Origin of the sequence: Klebsiella sp. 28 (assembly GCF_018223905.1) — a bacterium.
Classification (GTDB): domain Bacteria; phylum Pseudomonadota; class Gammaproteobacteria; order Enterobacterales; family Enterobacteriaceae; genus Klebsiella; species Klebsiella pneumoniae.
In genome coordinates, this window is record NZ_JAGRQY010000023.1 from 12,442 (window position 1) to 34,590 (window position 22,149).

24 protein-coding genes are annotated in these 22,149 nt (G+C 53.8%); 11 read left to right on the forward strand and 13 right to left on the reverse strand.

Going from position 1 to position 22,149, the window contains the following annotated elements:
- Window positions 1–191 precede the first annotated feature (191 nt).
- On the forward strand, window positions 192–1,442 hold the full coding sequence (locus KHQ28_RS04435) for a chloride channel protein (RefSeq protein WP_032418268.1): 1,251 nt from the start codon (window positions 192–194) through the stop codon (window positions 1,440–1,442).
- Between the two features lie 55 nt (window positions 1,443–1,497).
- Here the strand turns inward: KHQ28_RS04435 and KHQ28_RS04440 are convergent, their stop codons facing one another.
- The 3 genes from KHQ28_RS04440 to KHQ28_RS04450 form a co-directional block, all read right to left on the reverse strand.
- Entirely contained in the window at window positions 1,498–2,556 is a 1,059-nt protein-coding gene (locus KHQ28_RS04440; RefSeq protein WP_032418269.1) for a bifunctional transcriptional activator/DNA repair enzyme AdaA, read from the reverse strand.
- A 2-nt stretch (window positions 2,557–2,558) separates the two neighbouring features.
- Complete coding sequence (locus tag KHQ28_RS04445; protein ID WP_016946589.1) at window positions 2,559–3,305, reverse strand: isocitrate lyase/phosphoenolpyruvate mutase family protein; 747 nt, start codon at window positions 3,303–3,305, stop codon at window positions 2,559–2,561.
- Between the two features lie 182 nt (window positions 3,306–3,487).
- Window positions 3,488–4,351 carry a YicC/YloC family endoribonuclease gene (locus KHQ28_RS04450; protein WP_002922636.1) on the reverse strand — a complete coding sequence of 288 codons (864 nt, stop codon included), beginning with the start codon at window positions 4,349–4,351 and terminating at the stop codon, window positions 3,488–3,490.
- 499 nt (window positions 4,352–4,850) lie between these two features.
- Here KHQ28_RS04450 and KHQ28_RS04455 point away from each other — a divergent pair, with 499 nt between their 5' ends.
- On the forward strand, window positions 4,851–6,551 hold the full coding sequence (locus tag KHQ28_RS04455) for a lysophospholipid acyltransferase family protein (protein WP_032418270.1): 1,701 nt from the start codon (window positions 4,851–4,853) through the stop codon (window positions 6,549–6,551).
- Window positions 6,552–6,588: 37 nt separating this feature from the next.
- Here the strand turns inward: KHQ28_RS04455 and KHQ28_RS04460 are convergent, their stop codons facing one another.
- Complete coding sequence (locus KHQ28_RS04460; protein WP_004216995.1) at window positions 6,589–6,720, reverse strand: hypothetical protein; 132 nt, start codon at window positions 6,718–6,720, stop codon at window positions 6,589–6,591.
- On the opposite strand from KHQ28_RS04460, the gene KHQ28_RS04465 reads away from it, so the two are divergent.
- From KHQ28_RS04465 to pyrE, 5 genes are all read left to right on the forward strand, one after another.
- The gene (locus tag KHQ28_RS04465; protein WP_269465041.1) at window positions 6,680–7,606 is read left to right on the forward strand and encodes an HlyD family secretion protein; all 927 of its coding nucleotides are present in this window, start codon (window positions 6,680–6,682) and stop codon (window positions 7,604–7,606) included. The genes KHQ28_RS04460 and KHQ28_RS04465 overlap by 41 nt on opposite strands.
- Window positions 7,599–8,516, forward strand: coding sequence for an ABC transporter ATP-binding protein (locus tag KHQ28_RS04470; protein WP_004181533.1), 918 nt, complete (start codon window positions 7,599–7,601; stop codon window positions 8,514–8,516). The genes KHQ28_RS04465 and KHQ28_RS04470 overlap by 8 nt, the downstream gene beginning before the upstream one ends.
- Complete coding sequence (locus tag KHQ28_RS04475) at window positions 8,503–9,642, forward strand: ABC transporter permease (protein WP_032418271.1); 1,140 nt, start codon at window positions 8,503–8,505, stop codon at window positions 9,640–9,642. The genes KHQ28_RS04470 and KHQ28_RS04475 overlap by 14 nt, the downstream gene beginning before the upstream one ends.
- 96 nt (window positions 9,643–9,738) lie before the next feature.
- A complete protein-coding gene (gene rph, locus KHQ28_RS04480) occupies window positions 9,739–10,455 on the forward strand; it encodes a ribonuclease PH (protein ID WP_002922602.1) in 717 nt (238 codons plus the stop codon).
- A 110-nt stretch (window positions 10,456–10,565) separates the two neighbouring features.
- Entirely contained in the window at window positions 10,566–11,207 is a 642-nt protein-coding gene (gene pyrE, locus KHQ28_RS04485) for an orotate phosphoribosyltransferase (RefSeq protein WP_004173904.1), read from the forward strand.
- A 35-nt stretch (window positions 11,208–11,242) separates the two neighbouring features.
- Here the strand turns inward: pyrE and KHQ28_RS04490 are convergent, their stop codons facing one another.
- From KHQ28_RS04490 to coaBC, 4 genes are all read right to left on the reverse strand, one after another.
- A complete protein-coding gene (locus KHQ28_RS04490) occupies window positions 11,243–12,259 on the reverse strand; it encodes an SMP-30/gluconolactonase/LRE family protein (protein WP_077261137.1) in 1,017 nt (338 codons plus the stop codon).
- A gap of 175 nt (window positions 12,260–12,434) precedes the next feature.
- On the reverse strand, window positions 12,435–13,031 hold the full coding sequence (slmA, locus tag KHQ28_RS04495; protein ID WP_002922598.1) for a nucleoid occlusion factor SlmA: 597 nt from the start codon (window positions 13,029–13,031) through the stop codon (window positions 12,435–12,437).
- 124 nt (window positions 13,032–13,155) lie between these two features.
- Window positions 13,156–13,614, reverse strand: coding sequence for a dUTP diphosphatase (gene dut, locus KHQ28_RS04500; protein ID WP_004145270.1), 459 nt, complete (start codon window positions 13,612–13,614; stop codon window positions 13,156–13,158).
- Window positions 13,592–14,806: a bifunctional phosphopantothenoylcysteine decarboxylase/phosphopantothenate--cysteine ligase CoaBC gene (coaBC, locus tag KHQ28_RS04505; protein WP_004188117.1), complete on the reverse strand. Its 1,215-nt coding sequence runs from the start codon at window positions 14,804–14,806 to the stop codon at window positions 13,592–13,594. The genes dut and coaBC overlap by 23 nt, the downstream gene beginning before the upstream one ends.
- A gap of 172 nt (window positions 14,807–14,978) precedes the next feature.
- Between coaBC and radC the strand changes: the two genes are divergently transcribed.
- The 4 genes from radC to mutM all read left to right on the forward strand — a co-directional run bounded on the left by radC (window position 14,979) and on the right by mutM (window position 17,230).
- The gene (gene radC / locus KHQ28_RS04510; RefSeq protein WP_002922589.1) at window positions 14,979–15,644 is read left to right on the forward strand and encodes a DNA repair protein RadC; all 666 of its coding nucleotides are present in this window, start codon (window positions 14,979–14,981) and stop codon (window positions 15,642–15,644) included.
- 216 nt (window positions 15,645–15,860) lie between these two features.
- Complete coding sequence (rpmB, locus tag KHQ28_RS04515; protein WP_000091955.1) at window positions 15,861–16,097, forward strand: 50S ribosomal protein L28; 237 nt, start codon at window positions 15,861–15,863, stop codon at window positions 16,095–16,097.
- Between the two features lie 20 nt (window positions 16,098–16,117).
- On the forward strand, window positions 16,118–16,285 hold the full coding sequence (gene rpmG, locus KHQ28_RS04520; RefSeq protein ID WP_002922510.1) for a 50S ribosomal protein L33: 168 nt from the start codon (window positions 16,118–16,120) through the stop codon (window positions 16,283–16,285).
- A 135-nt stretch (window positions 16,286–16,420) separates the two neighbouring features.
- Window positions 16,421–17,230, forward strand: coding sequence for a bifunctional DNA-formamidopyrimidine glycosylase/DNA-(apurinic or apyrimidinic site) lyase (gene mutM / locus KHQ28_RS04525; RefSeq protein ID WP_004173907.1), 810 nt, complete (start codon window positions 16,421–16,423; stop codon window positions 17,228–17,230).
- 187 nt (window positions 17,231–17,417) lie between these two features.
- Here mutM and coaD read toward each other — a convergent pair whose 3' ends face one another.
- The 5 genes from coaD to KHQ28_RS04550 form a co-directional block, all read right to left on the reverse strand.
- Window positions 17,418–17,897, reverse strand: coding sequence for a pantetheine-phosphate adenylyltransferase (coaD, locus tag KHQ28_RS04530; protein WP_002922501.1), 480 nt, complete (start codon window positions 17,895–17,897; stop codon window positions 17,418–17,420).
- The gene (locus KHQ28_RS04535) at window positions 17,894–18,670 is read right to left on the reverse strand and encodes a glycosyltransferase family 2 protein (RefSeq protein ID WP_004145264.1); all 777 of its coding nucleotides are present in this window, start codon (window positions 18,668–18,670) and stop codon (window positions 17,894–17,896) included. The genes coaD and KHQ28_RS04535 overlap by 4 nt, the downstream gene beginning before the upstream one ends.
- Window positions 18,670–19,944 carry a lipid IV(A) 3-deoxy-D-manno-octulosonic acid transferase gene (gene waaA / locus KHQ28_RS04540; RefSeq protein ID WP_032418272.1) on the reverse strand — a complete coding sequence of 425 codons (1,275 nt, stop codon included), beginning with the start codon at window positions 19,942–19,944 and terminating at the stop codon, window positions 18,670–18,672. The genes KHQ28_RS04535 and waaA overlap by 1 nt, the downstream gene beginning before the upstream one ends.
- Before the next feature lie 91 nt (window positions 19,945–20,035).
- Window positions 20,036–21,025, reverse strand: a complete 990-nt coding sequence (locus KHQ28_RS04545) for a glycosyltransferase (protein ID WP_004173909.1) — start codon at window positions 21,023–21,025, stop codon at window positions 20,036–20,038.
- A gap of 29 nt (window positions 21,026–21,054) precedes the next feature.
- A complete protein-coding gene (locus KHQ28_RS04550) occupies window positions 21,055–22,149 on the reverse strand; it encodes a glycosyltransferase (RefSeq protein WP_004150194.1) in 1,095 nt (364 codons plus the stop codon).

Genomic DNA, 22,149 nt, shown 5'->3' on the forward strand with positions numbered 1-22,149 from the left:
AGGAAAAATTAATGGAAATAGTATCTGTGATGGCTTGATTTAAAGGTTTATTGATTTTTTAGGGATTTTTATTGATTAGAAAAAGTAATGCTAAGTGAAGCGATGGGTATCACTATCGAAAACACTATGATTACGCAATGTTTAAGTCTCGTCCTTTATTCTTTTATTTTTCCTTTTCAAGGCCTGAGAAAATGAGCGTCGCCGCCGGGAATAAAAATCATCTGATCCGCCTGATAGCCGTGGTATTAACCGGGATTCTGGCCGGTCTGTCCGGCATGGTTTTGGCACTAATTTTACACGCGATTCAGCACCTGGCTTTTGGTTACAGTTACGGGCAGATCGTCGGTTCGGTGTCATTTTTACAGGGCGTCACGGAGTCGTCCTGGCCACGCCGCATCGTGGCAATCGTGGCCGGCGGCGCCGTCGCCGGATTTGGCTGGTGGCTGCTTGGTCGCTACGGGCGGAGGCGGGTTTCTATTGCGGCGGCGGTGGCCAACCCCTGCGCACCCATGCCCGCGGGCACCACGACGATCCACGCGCTGCTGCAGATCGTCACCGTAGCGCTGGGCTCCCCGCTTGGCCGCGAGGTGGCGCCCCGGGAAATGGGCGCGCTGGGGGCGGGGATGGTGGCGCGTAAGCTGCGCCTGCTGGAAGATGAAACCCGCACGCTGATTGCCTGTGGGGCGGGCGCAGGTCTGGCGGCGGTCTATAACGTCCCGCTGGCCGGGGCGTTGTTCAGCCTTGAGGTCATGCTGCTGTCGTTTAGCTGGGAAAAAACGCTGGCGGCGATGATGACCTCGGCGATTGCCGCCTGGACGGCCACCCTGGGGTTAGGGGATGAATCGCAATACCATTTTGTTTCCAGCGCACTTCCGCACACCTTTCTCTGGTGGGCGATTCTGGCGGGCCCGATTCTTGGCACCGGCGCCTGGCTCTTTCGCAAAGCGACCAGCGCGGCGCGTTCACGCGCGCGAAGTAACTGGCAGATGCCGGTGTTCTGTCTGCTGGGGTTTTCTCTTCTTGCCATCCTGAGTCTTTATTTCCCCGAGCTTCCGGGCAATGGCAAGGGTCCAATGCAGCTGGCGCTCAGCGACGGGCTGCCTCTCTCCATGGTCGCTGTCCTGTTAGTATTGAAGATGGTGGTGATTCTGGCGGTGCTGCGCGGCGGCGCGGAGGGTGGATTGTTAACCCCAGGGCTGGCGGTGGGCGGATTGGTCAGCCTGCTGCTCTGCGCGCTCTGGCAGCTCGGCTTCCCTGGCGGAGATAAAAGCAGCTTCGCTGTGGTGGGGGCGGCCGCGTTTCTCGCCGCCTCCATGCAGATGCCGTTGACCGCAGTGGCGCTGGTGATGGAGTTTACCCACATGGATCACAGCTATCTGGCTCCGGCGCTGCTGTGCGCGGCAGGGGCGTTTTTAACCTGCCGGGTGCTGGATAAAAAATAGGCTTACCGAGCCGCGGTGAAAGCCAGGGAGGGGCCCGTTGATCCTGAAAGTAAAATCAGCCGCGTTTTTTCCTGATGGTTGCCTCATGGTTAATAAGCCATATTTTTCGTGCAATGCCGCCGCCGTAACCGGTCATCGAACCATCTTTGCCGATAATTCGATGGCACGGGATGATAATCGCGACGCGGTTAGCGCCGTTTGCAGCAGCCACCGCGCGCGTGGCCGTTGGTTTACCTATCTCCATCGCAATCGATTGATAATGCGTCGTCTCACCGAAGCTAACGTGCTGTAAACGGCGCCAGACCGCTCGCTGGAACTCGCTGCCAGGGGCATCAAGCGCCACCTCGAACGATTGACGCTGTCCGGCGAAATACTCCGTTATTTCCTGTTGCGCCTGCCTGGTGTGGGCATTTTCACCTGCGATGATGCTGGCGTTGAACCGCCGCTGCAGGTCGCTGAATTCTGACTCCAGCGCTCGTCTGTCGACAAACTCCAGCAGACAAATTCCCCGTTGCGTTGCACAAACAAACATTGGCCCTAACGGGGTGGTAAAACGATGAATTAAAACAACCTGGCGTTGTGCGCTGGGTGCGAAACCGGTCAATTTTTTGCAGGTATAGCCGAAGCCGCTTAAGGACTCGTAACCGCTATCGAAAGCGACATCGGTAGTTGAGCGGCCTGCTTTTAATTCCTGAAGCGCCATATTCAAACGCTGCATCCGTTGAAAAGCCTGAAAGGTGATCCCGTGGTTTTGCAGGAACCAGCGGCGAACGCGTTCCGGGCTAATATCGTGTTGACGTAGCTCGCTATCGCTGAGGCGGACCTTTGGAGCTTCTCGCAGCAGGCGGAGCGCTTGTTCAACAAAGGCGGGGGCCGTCCGGGCATTCTCCGTCGGGCGACAGACTTTGCATGGCCGGAAGCCGGCATCCAGCGCGGATTTAAAGTCATTATAAAATTCGACGTTTTCCCGCCGGGGTTTTCGCGCCCGACAGACCGAGATACAAAATACGCCGGTGGTTTTCACGCCGACGAAAAAAACGCCGGTGAATTCCACCGCGCGTTCAAGCAGCGCCTGATACCAGATATCGCACTGCATGCTGTCGGTAATTTTCATGGTCAAAAAACACCTGAGAAAGAGTGTTGGGTTTGCACCTGACATAATAAGTCTTTCAGTCTGGCCTGCGTCGCAGCATAAATAAAATTGCCCATCGAAATTCGTTTTACGCCCAGTGTCGATAAGGTGCTGAAGTCAGCCAGCTCAGGCATACACATTACGTTTAAGGGTAAACGCACGTGGTGAACGATGGCGATAATATCCTCCGCGCGGGTGACGCAAGGCACAAAAAAACCGCATGCGCCGTGTTTGGCGTAGAGTTGACCGCGATAGAGCGTCTGAACCAGCGCATCTTGTACGTTGAGAAGAAAGGTATCGGTGCGGACATTAACAAACAGACCGGGACAGGCGCGGGTTATTTCCTGCAGTTTGACGGCAAAGCGCTCCGCATCGTCAAGACGACGCGTACCATCCACCACATGACTATCCTCGAGATTTATTCCACTCACGCCGAGATGCGCCAGACGCCGGATATTGTCAATGATGTGGCTGGTTGTCGCGCCGTAGCCCGCCTCTAAATCGACGCTTAACGGCAGTTCGCTAACGGTTTTGATGCGTGAGACGACATAAAACAGCTCGTCAAAACTCATCTCTTCGCCATCTTCATACCCTAACATTGCGGCGATAGCAGCGCTGGAGGATCCCAGCGCCTGATAACCAGCCTGCTGAGCAGCCTGAGCGCTGCTGGCATCCCAGACATTGGCAAGCAACAAAGGTTGGTTTTGCTGGTGAAGCGCATTAAAGTCCATTCTTTTCTCTCGCGGTAGTGTTTTCCTGACTGTGCCGCGTTGTGCTTATTTGCCACAACCGAAAACTGGACGACTATTTTTTATAAGTAGATTCTTATCATTCGCCCGTGAGAGAGATAAATAAAAAGGCCATGATTTATCATGGCCCTGGATACCGAAATACATTAACAAACGAGAAAGCGTTACTCGATATTCTGGATTTGCTCGCGCATTTGCTCGATGAGTACCTTCAGCTCAATCGCGGAGTTGGTCACCTCGGCGTTAATCGATTTTGACGCCAGGGTGTTCGATTCACGGTTGAACTCCTGCATCATAAAGTCGAGACGGCGACCCACAGCTTCTTTCTTCTTCAGAATGTTATAGGTCTCTTTAACGTGCGCTTCGAGACGGTCCAGTTCTTCGGCAACGTCGATACGCTGCGCCATCAGCACCAGCTCTTGCTCAAGGCGGTTATTTTCCAGCTGTACTTCGGCATCTTCCAGCTTCGCGACCAGGCGCTCGCGCTGCCACTGGAGAATTTCCGGCATATGAGCGCGAACTTTCGCCACTTCGCCGCTCACGCCTTCAAGCCGCTGCTCGATAAGCGCTTTCAGGGCCTGGCCTTCCGTTTCGCGGGCGACGATGAAGTCGTCCAGCGCGCCGTCAAGAGCGGCCAGAATGTCGGCGGCGATGGCGTCGAGATCCTGCTCTTTGGCGGCCATCACGCCCGGCCAGCGCAGGATATCAACCGGGTTGATTTCCCCTTCATCGCTCTGCATTTTCACCCAGTTGGCAGCGTTTACCAGCTGTTTAGCCAGCTTTTCGTTGAGGATGAGTTCACCCTGAGCGCTGGGATCTTGTTCAAAACGCAAGGTGCATTCGACTTTACCGCGAGTCAAGCGGGCGCGAATGCGCTCGCGTACCACGGGCTCCAGACTACGGAACTGCTCCGGCAGGCGGAAGTACGTTTCCAGATAGCGCTGGTTTACCGAGCGCAGCTCCCATGCGGCGCTACCCCAGTCACCCTTGATTTCACGGCGGGCATAGGCGGTCATACTGCGGATCATAGGCGTTCCTGTTTTCGTAATAATGAATGCAAGGATTATAGCCGTGCGGGCGGTGACTTAACAGGAATAGTGATGAAATACTTCAAGGACGATTGTTTTAACGGATATAGCCGCAAAGTTATTTTCGCCAGGGGCTGTAGGTGGGGTTATATATTATGGGAATCCGTAGTTAATATTTTCTGATATTAGATGCGGGCATGGAATTCGGATGCCTTTGTACAAATGCATATACCGCCAGAAAAACTATTCTGTGAGTTTTAGGAAGTATAACCACCAGAAATGAGATAGGGTATTACCTTTAAGCATTATGTATGTTTTTTTTGCATTGATTACTATAAATTTATTAAAACTTTGGTGGTTGTATTTATGGTGAGAATACTGTTGTATTAATTATATCTAATTGTTTTGTTTTGGCCTTTTTAAGTTTTATGCGGTATTGTCCGACTGAAAGAACGCTAGTATAGTCGTTTAAGATGAGTTCTATAAAAAGGATTTTAATATGGACGCTATCTTTGACAGAGTCGTAAGGGAATTTTTTCCAAATACAACCATACCTTTTTGGAAAAAATGGCTGTTCAGGACGGCATTTGGCAATAAGGTATTTTCTCGCTTAATATATAACGAGCGACTCGTTAATAAAAGTGGGGTCGAGTGGGTTAATGCAGTTGTTGAACTCCTTGAGTTGAAATGTGAAAGCGAACACCACCAACTTAACAACATACCTGGGCATGGGGCTACGGTTGTTATTTCAAATCATCCGACGGTTATCGATGGACTTAGCTTAATACATACGGTCTCCCGAGTCAGGAGTGATATAAAAATAATAGCTAATCACGTTTTGCCAATTATATTCCCCCAGGTATCGGAACTTACCATTGGAATTGAGAATATGGCCGGTAAGATGAGCCATAAAAAATTCCGCGAGATGAACGATCACCTGCGAAAAGGAGGCGTATTGATTATATGTCCTGCGGGTAAGCTGGCTAACTGGTCTCTTTCCGGGTTACAGGAGCATAAGTGGAACCCCGGTTTTTTACAGCTTGCTATGAGAAATAATGCAGCATTGGTACCAATTCATATTACGGGAGCAAACAGTAAGATTTATTATCTTACTGCAACATTCTGGCGGCAACTGTCGAATATGATGGTTATTCGTGAAGCTCTCCGCCATCATGGCAAGACCATGAAAATCAATATAGGACAGCAAATAGCCTTATCCTCGTTTAAAGAATACAATAAAGATCTTTCTGCCGCGGCAAATGTATGTTTGACGCACCTCCAGAGTATAGCGAAGAATGGCCCGGCTATGTTAGATACGATTGCGCCGCAAGAATTAGAACCAGGTAAAAAGGAGCTAATTAGCGCAATAGAGGAGTGCGAAATATTAAGGCAGTTTGAAGACGGTAGAAAACTAGTGATATATCGCTGTAATACTAACCGAACCTCACCTATTATTGATGAGTTAGGGCGCTTACGCGAACGCTGTTATCGCGATATTGGTGCCGGAACTGGTAACGACCGAGATAACGATGTTTTTGATGAAAGTTATTATCATATCATTTTGTGGGATCCTTCTGATGTGGAAATCCTGGGAGCATATCGTGTTATGCCCGTTGGCGAGCAGCTGGCCCAACATGGTGTAACAGGCCTCTATAGCAACAGCTTGTTTAAATACCATGATAATGCCTATTCCTGTTTAGAGAAGTGTGTGGAAATTGGCCGCGGCTTTATTCAGAAACCTTATCAAAAAAGTAAGGTGCTTGATTATTTATGGCAAGGGATATTTGACTTTATAAAAAGATATCCGGACTATAAATACTTGCTGGGTGTGCTGACCATTCCTGGAACTTTTCCTGAAAAAGTACAGAAACTCATCATCAGTTTCTATAATATATACTTTTCCTCGACAGCTGATTTTTGTACGCCGATAGCATTGTTCACTGCCGAAAATGTACAGGATGATACTCCATTTTGTGGCGAAGATTTTAGAGCAGACTGGAGCATGCTTAATCACCTGCTGAGAGAAGAAGGTTATGAACTTCCCTGGCCTTTTAAACAGAGTGCTAAATGGTTCTCCCCGGGCGGATCGTCGATTCTTGCATTCACAAAAGATGATTCTTTTAATTCGATAGCTGGGTTAAATCTGAGCTCTATAGATAAATTGAATGAAAGCTACGTTAAGCATTATTTAAGAGATTAAACTGACGATGATTGTCCGGTCCTGGAGCGAGCGTGCCTCAATCCAGACCGTAGTGATAAGGGAAATGATATGCGTATGGATGCGTTTTAATGCGAAAGCCAATAAATGTATTTATTATACTGATATCGGTGCTGATACTCACCGGGTGTGATAACAAACCAGATAACATGTTATCCGGTTATTCACATGGAGAATTTGTATACCTTTCATATTCTGGTAATGAAAAAATAGAACGGATCTTGATCAATAAAGGAGATAACGTCGCCGCAGGACAGGAGTTAGTGAAGATTGAGTCCTTCGATGCGCAAAATATTTTCCTACGCGCTGAGGAAAAACTATCAGCAGAGAGCGCTCTATTACGAAATCTGGAATCTGGAGAACGGCCTGAAGAGCTGGATATTATACGTTCGCAGATTAAAAAAGCACAATCGGCAGAATCCCAGGTAAAGCGGCAGCTTGGGCGATATCGTAATCTTTACGCCAATCATGCCATATCGCTTGCGGAATGGGAGGATATCCGGGATGAATTAACTCAAAAAGGCGCACAGGTTGAAGAGTTAATTAATCAACTCAAAGCACGGCAACTCCCTGCCCGGCAGGATGAGATTAGCAAGCAGCGCTCAATGGTGGCCGCGGCAAAACTCGAACGGGATAAGGCGCTGTGGGATGTCCAGCAAACGACGATTGTTTCTCCGGTCAATGCTAAAGTCTTCGATATTATTTATCGTGCCGGGGAGCGCCCTTCTGCTGGTAAACCAATAATCAGTCTGTTACCTCCTGAGAATATAAAAGTACGCTTCTTTATACCCGAAGCGAAGCTCGGTAAATTTAAAATCGGATCTAAGGTAAAACTTATATGCGATGGTTGCGCTGAGCCCATTGCTGGCGTTATTAACTATATCAGCCCTGAGGCCGAGTTTACGCCTCCAGTTATTTATAGTACGAAACGTCGTGAGAAGCTCATTTTTATGGCGGAGGCTATCCCTGCGCTGCAGCAGGCAGGGCGGATGAAAATCGGCCAACCGTTTGATGTGGAGATTATTGGCGATGAATAATCTTTGTATTGATGTAAAAAATCTCAATAAACATTTTGGCGAGCATCACGTCGTAAAGGATTTCTCTTTACAGGTAGCAAAAGGCGAGATCTATGGTTTTCTCGGTCCGAACGGTAGCGGAAAAACGACATCGATTCGAATGATGTGTGGTTTGATTACGCCGGATTCCGGTGAAGGTACTTGTCTGGGTATGGATATCTTTACGCAGCGGGAAAAAATAAAAAAAAAGATAGGCTACATGACCCAGTATTTCTCAATGTGGGGAAATTTAACTATTCGGGAAAACTTACTTTTTATTGCGCGGTTATATAGCCTCGATCGGCGTAGAGAGCGGGTTGAACGTGCGCTTTCTGAGTTAGGCCTCACTGCCCGACAGCACCAGCTGGCTAAGGAGCTTTCTGGGGGCTGGAAGCAAAGAATGGCCCTCGCCGCCTGTATGTTGCATGAACCTGTTTTGCTATTTCTGGATGAGCCGACTGCTGGCGTGGATCCCAAGGCGCGGCGAGAGTTCTGGCAAATGCTGCACCAGCTCTCTGACCGGGGGATCTCGATACTGGTGAGCACGCATTATATGGATGAGGCTGAGCGCTGCCATAAGGTTGCCTATCTATCTTATGGTCGGCTGCTGGCGAATGGCACTATTGCGTCGATTATCGCCTCCCAGAATTTGATCACCATGCGAACCAGCGGCGCCGGTCTGACGCTGCTTGAAAGCCAGCTACAGCGCTTGCCGGATATTGAGCAAACGGTCATTTTTGGCAATCAGCTTTATATTACATCCAGAGATGAAGCGAAGTTAAAATCCGCGCTTTTTGCCTTTACGCAACAGGGTTATGAGTTCTGTAAGGTGGATACCAATCTGGAAGATGCATTTACCTACTTGATGAAAAATAATTGTGAAAAAAATTAATTTTAGCTTCTCCATTACGCGGTGGATTGGCGTGGTTATTAAGGAAATTCACGAGCTACGCCGTGATAAAGTCAGCATCAGTATGGTGCTCCTGACACCTCTTTTTCAGCTGATCATTCTTGGCTATGCCATCAATATGGATCCGCATAATCTTCCGACCGCCTTACTAAATTATGATACCGAACGCATGAGTCAAATCTTTGTGACGGAAGCGCAAAATACCGGGTATTTTTCGATGATTCCTGTCGATTCAGAAGAGGCGGCGCAGAAAGCCTTTGTGCGGGGGGATGTCACTTTTATCGTGACGATCCCTGAGGGGTTTACGCGCAAGTTACTGCGTGGAGAAAAGCCACAACTATTAATTCAGGGGGATGCCATCGATCCGATCACCACGGGGAATGCGCTCAGCGCCCTTGTGCAGGTGGTGAAGTCGATGTTTCAGCACGATTTGCCGGGCGACATGCGTGTGGTGCAAAAAGAGGATGATTTCGAGCTTATCATTCATCGCATGTTTAACCCTGAGGGGATAACCCAGTTTAATACTATTCCCGGTATTATGGGGTCTATACTCAGTACAACGTTAATCCTGATGACCGCCCTGTCTATTACCCGCGAGCGAGAAAACGGGGCGTTAGAAAATTTACTGGTCTCTCCGTTGTCCGGGCTTGAGGTCATTATTGGGAAAATAACGCCTTTTGTTATCATTGGTCTGTTTCAGGCGACGTTAATCCTGATTGCCGCCGTTTTGTTGTTCGATATCCCCCTTCACGGTAGCGTCTTCCTACTATTTTTTGTGCTGTTAATTTATGTCTTTCTTTGTCTGTCAATTGGTATCGGTATTTCTGGCTTAGCACAAAACCAGCTGCAGGCGCTGCAAATGTCGTCATTTTATTTCATCCCTTCACTTATGCTGTCCGGATTTGTCAGCCCCTTTATTAGTATGCCAGACTGGGCGAAAGCCATTGGCTCCTGTTTACCGCTGACCTACTTCATCCGCCTGGTTAAGGGCATTATGCTGAAAGGCTATTCAGCAACGGCATTGTTGCCTGACCTCTTGCCGCTGATAGGCCTGGCGGTGATTGTCATTGGCGTGGGGTTGAAATCTTATCGTAAAACGCTGGACTGACATTATCGGCGCGTCCGGCTGGAGTGGGCATAGGCTTTTTGCCATGAAATTCGTATAATGCGCCCTCACATTCGTTTCAAGCCGGAGATTTCTATCATGCGTCCAGCAGGCCGTAGCGCTAATCAGGTGCGTCCCGTCACCCTGACCCGTAATTACACAAAACACGCTGAAGGCTCCGTGCTGGTCGAATTCGGTGATACCAAAGTGCTGTGCACTGCCTCTATTGACGAAGGCGTTCCGCGTTTCCTGAAAGGCCAGGGCCAGGGCTGGATCACCGCTGAATACGGCATGCTGCCGCGTTCTACGCACACGCGTAACGCGCGTGAAGCGGCAAAAGGCAAGCAGGGCGGCCGGACGATGGAAATTCAGCGCCTGATTGCCCGTGCGCTGCGCGCAGCGGTTGACCTGAAAGCGCTGGGCGAATTCACGATTACTCTCGACTGCGATGTACTGCAGGCCGACGGCGGCACCCGCACCGCCTCCATTACCGGTGCCTGCGTGGCGCTGGCCGATGCGCTGAATAAGCTGGTCGCCGCCGGCAAGCTGAAAACCAATCCGATGAAAGGGATGGTGGCCGCGGTCTCCGTCGGTATCGTAAATGGCGAAGCCATCTGCGATCTGGAGTACATCGAAGACTCCGCCGCGGAGACCGACATGAACGTGGTGATGACCGAAGATGGCCGTATTATTGAGGTGCAGGGCACTGCGGAAGGTGAGCCGTTTACCCATGAAGAACTCCTCACTCTCCTGGCGTTAGCCCGAGGGGGGATCGAGTCCATTATCACGACGCAGAAGGCGGCGTTAGAAAATTAATGATTAAGGCGACTGAGAAGTCGCCTTTTTTTTGCGCTTTATCCTTCATCACACCTGCGAAGGGGAGCGCGCAGTCTGACAATGATGAAAAGTACCAAAGGAGCGAATCCATGAAGCCGTATCAGCGCCAGTTTATTGAGTTTGCGCTTAGCAAGCAGGTTCTTAAGTTTGGCGAATTCACGCTGAAATCCGGGCGCAAGAGCCCCTATTTCTTCAACGCCGGCCTGTTTAACACCGGGCGCGATCTGGCTCTGCTGGGCCGTTTTTATGCCGAGGCGCTGGTGGATTCCGGAATTGAGTTTGACCTGCTGTTTGGCCCGGCCTACAAAGGAATCCCAATCGCCACCACCACCGCGGTGGCGTTAGCCGAGCATCATGACCGCGATCTGCCTTACTGCTTTAACCGCAAAGAGGCAAAAACCCATGGCGAAGGCGGCAATCTGGTCGGTAGCCCGCTGCAGGGCCGGGTAATGCTGGTGGATGACGTGATCACCGCCGGTACGGCGATTCGCGAATCCATGGAGATTATCCAGGCCCAGGGCGCGCAGCTGGCGGGCGTTCTGATCTCCCTGGATCGTCAGGAACGCGGCCGCGGCGAGATCTCCGCCATTCAGGAAGTGGAGCGGGATTACGGCTGCCAGGTTATCTCAATCATCACTCTGAAAGAGCTGATCGCTTACCTGGAAGAAAAGCCGGAGATGGCGGAACACCTGGCGTCAGTTCGCGCCTATCGTGAAGCCTACGGCGTCTGATGATGCGCCCGGCAGCCTCGGCTGCCGGATTTCCGCTATATCAGCTTAGCGCCCTGCGCATTGACGTACAGCGAATAGATTGACGTGCTGGACGCCATAAACAGACGATTGCGCTGTTCGCCGCCAAAGCACAAGTTCGCGCAGCGCTCTGGCAGTTTAATGGTGCCGATATGCTTACCCTGTGGGTTGAAGATCCGCACGCCGTCGAGTTCTTCGTTTCCGCTTCCCCATCCGCACCACAGATTGCCGTCTGCGTCGCAGGCGATCCCATCGGCGGTACCGTTCCCACAGTCGAGATATACCCGTTTATTTTTCAGCGTATTGCCTTCCACATCCCACGCCAGAATTAAGCGGTTCGGTGTCGCCCGGCTTTCCACCACGTATAAGGTCTTTTCGTCCGGCGAGAAACACAAACCATTTGGCCCTTTTACGTCGCCCAGTACCACGCTCAGTTTGCGGCTTTCCGGCTCCAGACAATAGACGTTTTGCGGCAATTCTGATGTTGCTTTGTGGCCTTCGTAAAAACCACTGATGCCAAATGGCGGTTCGGTAAACCAGATGGTGCCGTCTGACTTCACAACGATATCGTTTGGAGAATTGAGGCGATGACCCTGGTAGCTATCGGCCAGTACGGTAACAGACCCATCGTATTCGGTACGCGTAATGCGGCGGGTGTCGTGCTCGCAACTGATTAAGCGCCCCTGTCTGTCGCGGGCGTGACCATTGCTATAATTGGCCGGGTAGCGAAAGATGCTGGTTTCTCCGCTGACTTCATCCCAGCGCATGATGGCGTTATTCGGAATGTCGCTCCACAGCAGCATTCGCATGTCGCCGAACCAGACCGGGCCTTCCGCCCAGCGGAAGCCGCTGGCGATGCGTTCGACCTTTGCGCTGGCAAGCATATAGCGACGAAAGCTATCATCGACGGCCACGATGCGTGGGTCCGGATAGCGTTCAGAGGGGGCCCATGCTGCGAAGCTTTTTTGACTGACCAGTAGCGATGCGGTTGCCAACCCGCCTATCTTCAGTAAATCCCGCCGTGACGTCGCCATCAAATCTCTCCTTGTCGGGTGGTGTTGGGGGAGGGTGAAATGTTCAGCAAGCTGGATAGTAGGAAAGGAAAGCGGAAACGCGCATTGGGCAATTCAACCAATGGCCTTGGGATTTGCGACAAACTTACGCAGATTGCGAGGAGAATCATGCAGCCTGGCGGCTGCATGTGAGGATTTACTGCAGCTGTGCGGCGACCAGCGGCCAGCGGGCGTCGAAATCATCCGTCGGACGATATTTGAACTCGCTGCGCACAAAGCGCGACAGCATGCCCTCGCAGAAAGCCAGCAGCTGGCTGGCCAGCAGGGTTTCGTCGAGGGTGTAGCCTTCGCCTTCGCGCATTTTTTTCTCGCGCATTACCTGGCGTAGCTGCGCTTCGATGCGCTCAAAAAGCTGGTTGATGCGACCCTGAAGCCGGTCCTGTTCGAACATCAGCGCGTGCCCAGTGAGGATACGCGTCAGCCCAGGATTACGCTCGCCAAAGCCAAGAATCAACAGAACGATCAGGCGCAGGCGCGCGGTGGTGTCCTTTTCATCTTTCAAAATCAAATTGATGCGCGTAATCAGACTGTCTTCAATGAACTCGATCAGGCTGTCAAACATGCGGGTTTTGCTGGGAAAATGGCGATACAGCGCGGCTTCAGAGACGCCGACGGAAGCCGCCAGTTTCGCGGTGGTAATACGCTGACTACCATCGCTGGATTCCAGCATCAGCGCCAGAGATTGAAGTATTTCTTCGCGACGATTCCGTTTCGCAGTTTGCTTTTCTGCCATGTTTTAAAATACCCCTGAAAATAAGCACTTGTCAGGCAGACATCCACAACGCGACCGCAAACCAGGGCTTGCGGTAATGTTATTGCGTTATGCGCGTTGGGATGCAGATTCCGTGTTGCTGGGCTTATTTACGCCCTGAGTGACCGAAGCCGCCTTCGCCGCGGTCGGTGGCATCGAAGGATTCCACCAGGTTAAATTCCGCCTGAACGACCGGCACAAAGACCATCTGTGCGATGCGTTCGCCCGGCTCGATAATAAAGCTCTGCTGACCGCGGTTCCAGACGGACACCATCAGCTGCCCCTGGTAATCGGAGTCGATAAGGCCCACCAGGTTGCCCAGGACTACGCCATGCTTATGACCCAGGCCGGAGCGCGGCAGGATCACCGCCGCCAGAGAGGGATCGGCGATATGAATCGCAAGGCCGGTCGGCAACAGCGTGGTTGCGCCCGGCGCCAGCTCTACGGCGTCGTCGAGACAGGCTCGCAGGTCAAGTCCGGCGGAGCCGGAGGTGGCATAGGTCGGCAGCGGAAATTGCTGGCCGACACGCGGGTCCAGAATCTTAACGTCGATTTTTTTCATCATAACGGGTCACGATCTCGTCGAGTAATAATTGGCCCAGGAGTTCCTTGCGCTCAAGTGGTAAGCGCTTTTCCCCATCCTGCCAGAAAAGGTGTAGTGCGTTGCTGTCGCTGTTAAAGCCCTGATTAGGCTGGGAAACATCGTTGGCGCAAATCAGGTCGAGGTTCTTGCGGGCACGTTTTTGCCGCGCATATTCTTCCACATTATTCGTTTCGGCGGCAAACCCAACGACGTAGGGGCGATGTGATTTTAGCGCCGCGACCCCGGCCACGATATCCGGGTTTTTAACCATTTTTATTGTTAATTCATCACCTTGTTTTTTTATTTTATCTTCGGCGATGACGGCGGCGCGGTAATCCGCTACCGCGGCGCAGCCAATAAAAATGTGCTGCTGCTGGGCGCCAGCCTGGACGGCCGCTTCCATCTCCAGCGCGGTAGTGACATCAATGCGCTGCACAAACGGCGGGGTCGGTAGCGATACCGGCCCGCTGATCAAGGTCACGTTCGCGCCCCGCTGCGCTGCGGCGGCGGCAATCGCGAAGCCCATCTTGCCAGAGCTGTGGTTGGTGATATAACGCACCGGATCCAATGGCTCACGGGTCGGGCCCGCGGTAATCATGAGGTTGAGATGTTGCAAATCTTTGACAGGGGAGGCGAAATGCTGCGCGGCCATGTCTACGATAGTTAGCGGATCGAGCATTCTCCCCGGGCCGACGTCGCCGCAGGCCTGGCTACCGCTGTCTGGTCCCCATAGCAGCAGCCCGCGGGTAGCGAGCGTCTGCAGATTATGCTGGGTGGCCTGCGCGCGATACATCTGCTGGTTCATGGCGGGCACCACGGCAACCGGGGATGGGGTGGCAAGACAGATCGTCGACACCAGATCGTTGGCCATGCCGGCCGCCACGCGAGCGATTAAATCGGCGGTCGCTGGGGCGAGGATCACCAGGTCGGCCCATTTACCGAGCTCAATATGGCCCATTGCCGCTTCCGCCGCCGGATCGAGCAGGCTGTCGGAAACCGGATAGCCGGATACCGCCTGCAGGCTGAGTGGGGTGATGAACGCTTTTGCCGCCTCCGTCATCGCGACACGCACTTCCGCGCCGCGTTCACGCAGCCGGCGCACCAGTTCCGGGGTTTTATACGCCGCGATGCCGCCGCTGACGCCCAGGACGATTTTTTTACCCGCCAGAGTCATCATGATGTCTTCCTGTTGCCGTAGACCAGAATCCGCGCATCTTATCACAATCCTGCCGCCGTCGTGCCTCTGCCGGGCATTCACTTTGCGAGCGGCTACGCAGGGTGAAAATCGGCGGGTCGGCAGCGCCGTCAGGCTGTGCCAGGATAGGCTGATTCACCCAGGAGGGCGCATGGACGGAATGGAAAATCTGATGCCACGGGAGAAGATGCTGCAATACGGCATCGAAACGCTAACGGATGTTGAGCTGCTGGCGCTGTTTCTGCGCGTCGGCACGCGTCGTCAGGATGTGCTCAGCTATGCCCAGGCGTTACTACAGCGTTTTGGCTCACTCTACGCTCTGCTTTCCGCTGATAAAGCGCAACTGATTGCTGTGGACGGACTGGGGCTGGCGAAATATGCGCAACTGAAGGGCATTGCCGAGCTGGCGCGACGCTATTTTAGCTCGCAGCTGGTCGAGGAGGCCGCGCTGGTCACCCCCTCGATGACGCGCGAGTTTTTACAAAGCCAGCTGACGGAAGAGGAGCGCGAGATCTTTATGGTGATCTTTTTAGATAATCAGAACCGGGTGTTGAAACATAGTCGTCTTTTTTCTGGTACTCTTAGCCACGTTGAGGTGCATCCGCGAGAAATTGTACGCGAAGCCATCAAAGTGAATGCCGCCGCCGTGATCCTTGCGCATAATCATCCCTCCGGTAGCCCGGAGCCAAGTCAGGCCGACAGACTGATTACCGAAAGGGTGATAAAATGTTGTAGATTCATGGAGATACGCGTGCTTGACCATCTGGTTATCGGCCGCGGTGCGTATGTATCTTTTGCCGAACGTGGCTGGATTTAGCCCCGAACTGGCGATCCTTCGGGATCTTTGTCTGTTCGGGACTTGAGCACATCGCCGAGTCAGCGTATACTACGCCACCTTTGAGAATCTCGGGTTTGGCATTTGGGCCTGGCAGTCGAGAGTTCACATTGAACTGCGATGACCAGGCTGTAAAGCCTGACGAGGCGCCAATACCCCATACGAAGCTCGAGCTAATTTGATTTTTGGAGAATAGACATGTCCCGAGTCTGCCAAGTTACTGGCAAGCGTCCGGTGACCGGTAACAACCGTTCCCACGCACTGAACGCGACTAAACGCCGTTTCCTGCCGAACCTGCACTCTCACCGTTTCTGGGTTGAGAGCGAGAAGCGTTTTGTCACCCTGCGCGTATCTGCTAAAGGTATGCGTGTAATCGATAAGAAAGGCATCGATACAGTTCTGGCTGAACTGCGTGCCCGTGGCGAAAAGTACTAAGTACTTAGAGGAAATAAATCATGGCTAAAGGTATTCGTGAGAAAATCAAGCTGGTTTCTTCCGCTGGTACTGGTCACTTCTACACCACCACGAAGAACAAACGTACCAAACCGGAAAAAATGGAACTGAAAAAGTACGATCCGGTTGTACGTCAGCACGTTATCTACAAAGAAGCTAAAATCAAATAATTTTAGCCTCCTTGTATAAAAACCCCGCTTCGGCGGGGTTTTTTGTTTTTAAAACTCCCCCATATTGCTTTCACATACTCCCTTTTCAGTCACCTGTCCGTGAAGCACAATACGTCGGGTAAACGGAGGAAAATCATGCCTGAATTACCAGAGGTTGAAACCAGCCGCCGCGGCATCGAGCCGCACCTGGTTGGCGCAACCATTCTGCACGCTGTCGTGCGCAACGGACGGCTGCGCTGGCCGGTTTCCGAAGAGATTTATCGCCTGAGCGACGTTCCGGTTCTCAGCGTGCGTCGCCGCGCCAAATACCTGCTTCTGGAGCTGCCGGACGGCTGGATCATCGTCCATCTTGGGATGTCGGGGAGCCTGCGCATCCTGAGCGAAGAGCTGCCTGCTGAAAAACACGATCACGTTGACCTGGTCATGAGTAACGGCAAAGTGTTGCGCTACACCGATCCACGCCGCTTTGGCGCCTGGTTGTGGACCAGAACGCTGGAAGGCCATCCGGTACTGGCCCATCTTGGCCCGGAGCCGCTCAGCGACGCGTTCAACGCCGACTATCTCCAGCAAAAATGCGCGAAGAAGAAAACCGCGATCAAACCCTGGCTGATGGATAACAAGCTGGTGGTGGGCGTGGGGAATATCTACGCCAGTGAATCGCTGTTCTCCGCCGGGATCCATCCTGACCGGCTGGCGTCCTCGCTGTCGCGGGAAGAGTGTGAGCAGCTGGTGAAGGTGATTAAGCTGGTCCTGCTGCGTTCGATAGAGCAGGGCGGCACCACGTTAAAGGATTTCCTGCAAAGCGATGGCAAGCCGGGCTATTTCGCCCAGGAGCTACAGGTCTATGGCCGCAAGGGCGAACCCTGCCGGATCTGCGGCACGCCGGTCGTCGGGACCAAACATGCCCAGCGGGCGACCTTTTATTGCCGTCAGTGCCAGAAGTAGTCTCAGGAACAGGAATGTTTGTCGGCCAGGTCAGCGGGCCTGCGGGTGCGCATCTGGTGGGCCGGGGGCGTTTGTAGGCCAGGTCAGCGTAGCGCCATCTGGCACAAAGACCGGGACAGAGCCGGTGTGAATGGCCCAGCGGCGTAGTGCTGCGCCAGCCGACGTGGCTCATGTCCCGGCAGATGCGTTACTTCAGCTTATTCAACAGCGCCTGATGCACATTAGCTGGCAGAAAGTGAGAAACGTCGCCCTGGTGGCGCGCCACTTCCTTCACCAGTGAGGAAGAGATAAACGACCACTCTTTGCACGGCATCAGAAACACGCTCTCAAGGGTGGGCATCAGGTGGCGGTTCATATGAGCCAGCTGCATCTCATACTCGAAATCCGCCACCGCCCGCAGGCCGCGGATCAGGATATTGGCCTGCTGCGCGCGCGCGAAATTGGCCATTAAATCACTGAAGCCGATAACCTCCACGTTCACCAGGTGGGCCGTCGCCTGCTCTGCCAGCGCAATGCGCTCATCAAGGCTGAACATCGGCTTTTTACTCGGGCTGGCGGCGATAGCCAGCACCACTTTATCGAACATACTTGCCGCGCGGGTGACAATATCGATATGACCGTTGGTGATGGGGTCGAAGGTACCCGGATAGATCGCTTTTGTGCTCATGATGACTCTTTCTCCGAGTAGCCGTGGCTCAGCGCCCACAGCTCGGTATATTTCGTAAACGTATACTGCGCGTTGACCATCGCCAGTAACCATCCCTGTTTACCGTCCAGCACCCCACCGCGCAATAGCAACGTCTTGAGGAACGCGCCCAGCGTATGGCTGAAAATCCCTGCCATCGAGGTCTTCTTGCCCTTCTGGTGACGCTCAAGCGCCCATGCGGCGGCATACGCCAGCTGTTTTTGCTGGAAGCCAGCGAAGTCGCGGCAGGTCAGGTGCAGGAGATCGCCGGTCAGCGGAATAACCTCGGCGCCCAGGCTATCCAGCGATTCATGGACCAGATTATCGTTATAGCGGTAACGGGCGCGTTCGTACAGGCGCAGGACGCGATCGGGATACCAACCGCTGTGGCGCATAAAGCGTCCGAGAAAATAGTTACGGCGGGCGATGCTGTAGATGGCGCCGCGCTGGGGGGCGTCCAGTACCTTAAGAATAGCCTGCCTGAGTTCTGGCGTGACGCGCTCATCGGTATCGATCATCAACACCCAGTCACCGGTGGCGTAATCCTGCGCGCGCTGGCGCTGAATGCCATAGCCTCGCCAGTCGGTATGGGTATAGACCTGGGCGCCGAGGCGGCGGGCCAGCTCAACGGTGTTGTCGGTGCTGCCGGAGTCGAGGACGATAATTTCATCCGCCCAGCTAACGGAGCCCAGACAATCCGGCAGCAGGTCGGCGGCGTTTTTAGCGATCATCACCACGGAAAGCCGGTTCGACATTAATGACTCCGCTGCGGCAGGTAAGGTTGCAGTAACTGTAGCAGACGCGACAGCGCGCCCTGGTTCTGGTGCAGCACTTCCACCGCGTGACGGCCATACCACAGGCGGTAATCTTCATCGGTCAGGAGCGTGGAAACCTCTTTGACCAGCGAGTTCGCGTCGGTGACGGTGATCAGGCCATCGTCCTGCTGCAGCTTGGCGCAGATATCTTTGAAATTGAAGGTATGCGGCCCCATCAGCACCGGAATGGCGTGCGCCGCCGGCTCGAGCGGGTTATGGCCGCCGCGCTCCACCAGGCTGCCGCCGACGAAGGCGAGGTCGGCAATGCCGTAGAGCAGCATCAGCTCGCCCATGGTATCGCCAATGACTACCTGGGTACTGGAGGAGGGGATCTCGCCGGTGCTGCGCAGAGTAAAGCTCATCCCAGCCTTTTGTACCATCTCACGGGCGTCAGGGAAGCGCTCCGGATGGCGGGGAACAAGGATCAGCAGCAGGTTCGGGAAAGCCTCCAGCAGTTTTTTATGCGCCTGGAGGATGATTTGTTCTTCACCGTCGTGGGTGCTGGTGGCAATCCAGACCTTGCGGTGCGGTGCCCATTGCCGACGCAGCGTCACCGCCCGGGCCGCCAGCTCTGGCGTGACGGAGATATCGAATTTCAGGCTGCCGGTGACCGCCAGCTGGTTGCGCTTCAGCCCCAGGGAGAGGAAGCGGTTACCATCTTCTTCATTCTGCGCGGCGATAAGCGTAATGCGGCTCAACAGGCGGCGCATAAAGCCGCCCAGTTTGGCATAGCCTTTGGCGGAACGTTCGGACAGGCGCGCGTTGGCGATCACCAGCGGGATCTTACGCTTATGCAGCGCGGCCACCATATTCGGCCACAGCTCGGTCTCCATAACGATCACCAGCTTCGGCTGAACGGTGTTCAGGAAGCGGTTCATGGCACCGGGCAGATCGTAGGGCAGATAGACGTGATGAACATCTTTGCCAAACGCCGACATGGCGCGCTCGGAGCCGGTCGGCGTCATGGTGGTGACGGTGATCGGCAGAGAAGGGTAGCGGTGGCGCAGGGCGCGGACCAGCGGAATGGCGGCTAAGGTCTCGCCGACGGAAACGGAGTGCAGCAGAATGCCATCCGGCTCTACCTTGTTCTGACAGAAGCCATAGCGTTCCGCCCAGCGTTTGCGATAGGCAGGAGCCTTACGACTGCGCAGCAGCAGCCGCAGCCACACCAGCGGCTGAATAAGGTAAAGTAGGGTGGTATAAAGCAATTCCAAACTATTTATCCGTTCTCTGTTTTGGCGGGCAAATTCTAAGCATTTAGCCCGCGTAAAGCTATCTCTTTGGCGGAAACAGCGGGTTTTTGGTCTATCCCGCGTGGCGATAACGCTTAATACGCAGATAACGGCGTCCCAGGCGCCAGCGTAAACGGAAAGTACAGGCGTTTTTCCAGATTAACCGCCAGATACCGCGGTCGAAGAATTCGTTAATAATAACATGCTTTTTGGACTCATCTTTCATGCTATCGAAGGTATGGATGATTCCCAGGCCTTCTTTGGCTATCTGCCAGCGACAGGCGGCGATATGGCGTACTTTATCCGGGTAGCGCTGGTTAATCGCCTCCAGCATCTCCAGAATCTTCATATAGTGGCGCGCCGAACGCATCAGCGTGTCGTCGTTGTCCGGCTTATGCGACACCGACTCAGAGTGAATGTAGTAATCATAGAACTGCTGACTGGTGTACTGCACGCGCTCCGCGGCCAGCAGGGCTTCTGTGGTCCATGGGATATCCTGATGGCGCAGGCCAGGCTCGAAATGGAAGTGATGCTGGCGGATAAAGTCGTGACGATAAATATTAAGCCAGGTGACGTGCAGAAACTTCCGCGAGTCCAGGGCCTGCTTAAGCCAGACATGGCCCGGCAGCACATCCGTCGAGGGCAGGCGATCCAGTGGGAAGATCGGGTGGCTCTCGCGGCGCTTTTCGTACACATAGGTGCCGTTGCAGGTAGCGATATCGAGATGTTCTTTCTCGGCCATCTCCAGCAGCGTGCGATACATGCCCGGATAGAGTTTGTCGTCGATATCCGGAAACGCGAGATATTTGCCGCTGGCGGCGGCGAGGCCGGTATTGCGCGCGACCGAGACGCCCTGGTTTTCCTGCTCCAGCACCTGGACGTTCTGCAGCCGCTCCTGCCATTCGGCGATCACCGCCAGGCTGTTGTCTGTCGAACCATCGTTCACCAGGATCAGTTCATAGCTGTCCAGCTGCTGCTGTTCAATGCACTCAAAGAATTGCGCTAGAAATTTCTCACCGTTGTAGACGGCAGCCACGATGCTCAATAAAGGCGTTTGACTCATAAATCTTCGATCCTGGTTAACTAACGGCGTCAGGTGCGCTGCAGCTGACGGTACTGCTGACAAATGGATATGACGCTGAATTTTTCCAGCGCGGCATCGTCGATGGCCGGCGGGTTATGGTAAATGCTTTGCATCGTCTGAGCCAGCGCCGGACTGGTCAGATCCGCCAGACCGCGGGCAAGTTCGCCGGTGAGGATCTCGGTGACGCCGCCGGGGCAGCGGGTGCTGGCGACAGGGGTATGTAACAGCAGCGCCTCCACCACCACATTGCCGAATCCTTCGCTATCGGAGCTCAAAACCAGCATCCGTGCGCCTTTGATCCACGGTAAGGGGTTTTTCTGAAAACCTTTGAACCACACCCGATCGTCAATGTGCAGCGTTTTTGCCAGCTGGCGCAGGCGCTGCTCTTGCTCCGGTTTTCCCTGGCCTAGCAGCACCAGCGGTGCGTCGATGCCGCTCTGCGCATAGGCTTCAAGCAGGCGGTCATGGCGTTTGCCCGGATGGAAGCGACCGACGTGAATCAGGTAGTCACCGTCCGGGCGCTCGCTATCGGCTTCCGCCTCGGCGCGCAGGGCAGTGATATCGAAGGGATTGTAGATGGTTTTCAGCTGTGCCGGGCGCAGGGCAAACTCTTCCACCAGATCTCGCCCCACCGCGTCGGAAACCGTCACCACGTTGCGACCCTGATAAATTCGCTTAATTTTCTGCTGCTTCATCCAGCGGTCAAAGCCGGTGCGGTGCCCGAGATAGGAGGCAGAGAATACGCCGTGCAGACAGAACCAGACGTTACGCTCGCGCAGCGCCCGGCTGCGGGCGACGATGCGGTCGGTTTTGTGCAGGTTGGAGAGCACAAGGTCAAATTGCCCCTGCTGTTCGGCCCGCACGACTGCGGCATCCAGCTGGCGGGCGCGGCGGGACAGCTCGGTCAGCTTGCGCCACGGTTTACGGCAGCGATCGGCAACTACCTGGTAGTCGAGCCCCTCGGGCAATGGGTACTCGCAGACATCGCGCAGCGAAATGAGCGACACCCGATCGCCGTCGCGCAGGAACTGTGCCGCCAGGGTCAGGACCACTTTTTCCGCGCCGCCGCCGGGTAAACCGTCAATCACAAATAAGATGCGCAT

What these genes read in the sequence shown, in the direction of transcription:
- KHQ28_RS04535 (WP_004145264.1), bottom strand. Translation starts at nt 18,670, where the DNA reads ATGTCGAACCGGCTTTCCGTGGTGATGATCGCTAAAAACGCCGCCGAC.
- pyrE (WP_004173904.1), top strand. Translation starts at nt 10,566, where the DNA reads ATGAAGCCGTATCAGCGCCAGTTTATTGAGTTTGCGCTTAGCAAGCAG.
- rpmB (WP_000091955.1), top strand. Translation starts at nt 15,861, where the DNA reads ATGTCCCGAGTCTGCCAAGTTACTGGCAAGCGTCCGGTGACCGGTAAC.
- KHQ28_RS04545 (WP_004173909.1), bottom strand. Translation starts at nt 21,025, where the DNA reads ATGAGTCAAACGCCTTTATTGAGCATCGTGGCTGCCGTCTACAACGGT.
- KHQ28_RS04470 (WP_004181533.1), top strand. Translation starts at nt 7,599, where the DNA reads ATGAATAATCTTTGTATTGATGTAAAAAATCTCAATAAACATTTTGGC.
- KHQ28_RS04450 (WP_002922636.1), bottom strand. Translation starts at nt 4,351, where the DNA reads ATGATCCGCAGTATGACCGCCTATGCCCGCCGTGAAATCAAGGGTGAC.
- dut (WP_004145270.1), bottom strand. Translation starts at nt 13,614, where the DNA reads ATGATGAAAAAAATCGACGTTAAGATTCTGGACCCGCGTGTCGGCCAG.
- rpmG (WP_002922510.1), top strand. Translation starts at nt 16,118, where the DNA reads ATGGCTAAAGGTATTCGTGAGAAAATCAAGCTGGTTTCTTCCGCTGGT.
- slmA (WP_002922598.1), bottom strand. Translation starts at nt 13,031, where the DNA reads ATGGCAGAAAAGCAAACTGCGAAACGGAATCGTCGCGAAGAAATACTT.
- KHQ28_RS04440 (WP_032418269.1), bottom strand. Translation starts at nt 2,556, where the DNA reads ATGAAAATTACCGACAGCATGCAGTGCGATATCTGGTATCAGGCGCTG.
- coaD (WP_002922501.1), bottom strand. Translation starts at nt 17,897, where the DNA reads ATGAGCACAAAAGCGATCTATCCGGGTACCTTCGACCCCATCACCAAC.
- mutM (WP_004173907.1), top strand. Translation starts at nt 16,421, where the DNA reads ATGCCTGAATTACCAGAGGTTGAAACCAGCCGCCGCGGCATCGAGCCG.
- KHQ28_RS04435 (WP_032418268.1), top strand. Translation starts at nt 192, where the DNA reads ATGAGCGTCGCCGCCGGGAATAAAAATCATCTGATCCGCCTGATAGCC.
- KHQ28_RS04460 (WP_004216995.1), bottom strand. Translation starts at nt 6,720, where the DNA reads ATGTTATCTGGTTTGTTATCACACCCGGTGAGTATCAGCACCGATATC.
- KHQ28_RS04455 (WP_032418270.1), top strand. Translation starts at nt 4,851, where the DNA reads ATGGACGCTATCTTTGACAGAGTCGTAAGGGAATTTTTTCCAAATACA.
- rph (WP_002922602.1), top strand. Translation starts at nt 9,739, where the DNA reads ATGCGTCCAGCAGGCCGTAGCGCTAATCAGGTGCGTCCCGTCACCCTG.
- KHQ28_RS04550 (WP_004150194.1), bottom strand. Translation starts at nt 22,149, where the DNA reads ATGCGCATCTTATTTGTGATTGACGGTTTACCCGGCGGCGGCGCGGAA.
- KHQ28_RS04445 (WP_016946589.1), bottom strand. Translation starts at nt 3,305, where the DNA reads ATGGACTTTAATGCGCTTCACCAGCAAAACCAACCTTTGTTGCTTGCC.
- coaBC (WP_004188117.1), bottom strand. Translation starts at nt 14,806, where the DNA reads ATGACTCTGGCGGGTAAAAAAATCGTCCTGGGCGTCAGCGGCGGCATC.
- KHQ28_RS04490 (WP_077261137.1), bottom strand. Translation starts at nt 12,259, where the DNA reads ATGGCGACGTCACGGCGGGATTTACTGAAGATAGGCGGGTTGGCAACC.
- radC (WP_002922589.1), top strand. Translation starts at nt 14,979, where the DNA reads ATGGACGGAATGGAAAATCTGATGCCACGGGAGAAGATGCTGCAATAC.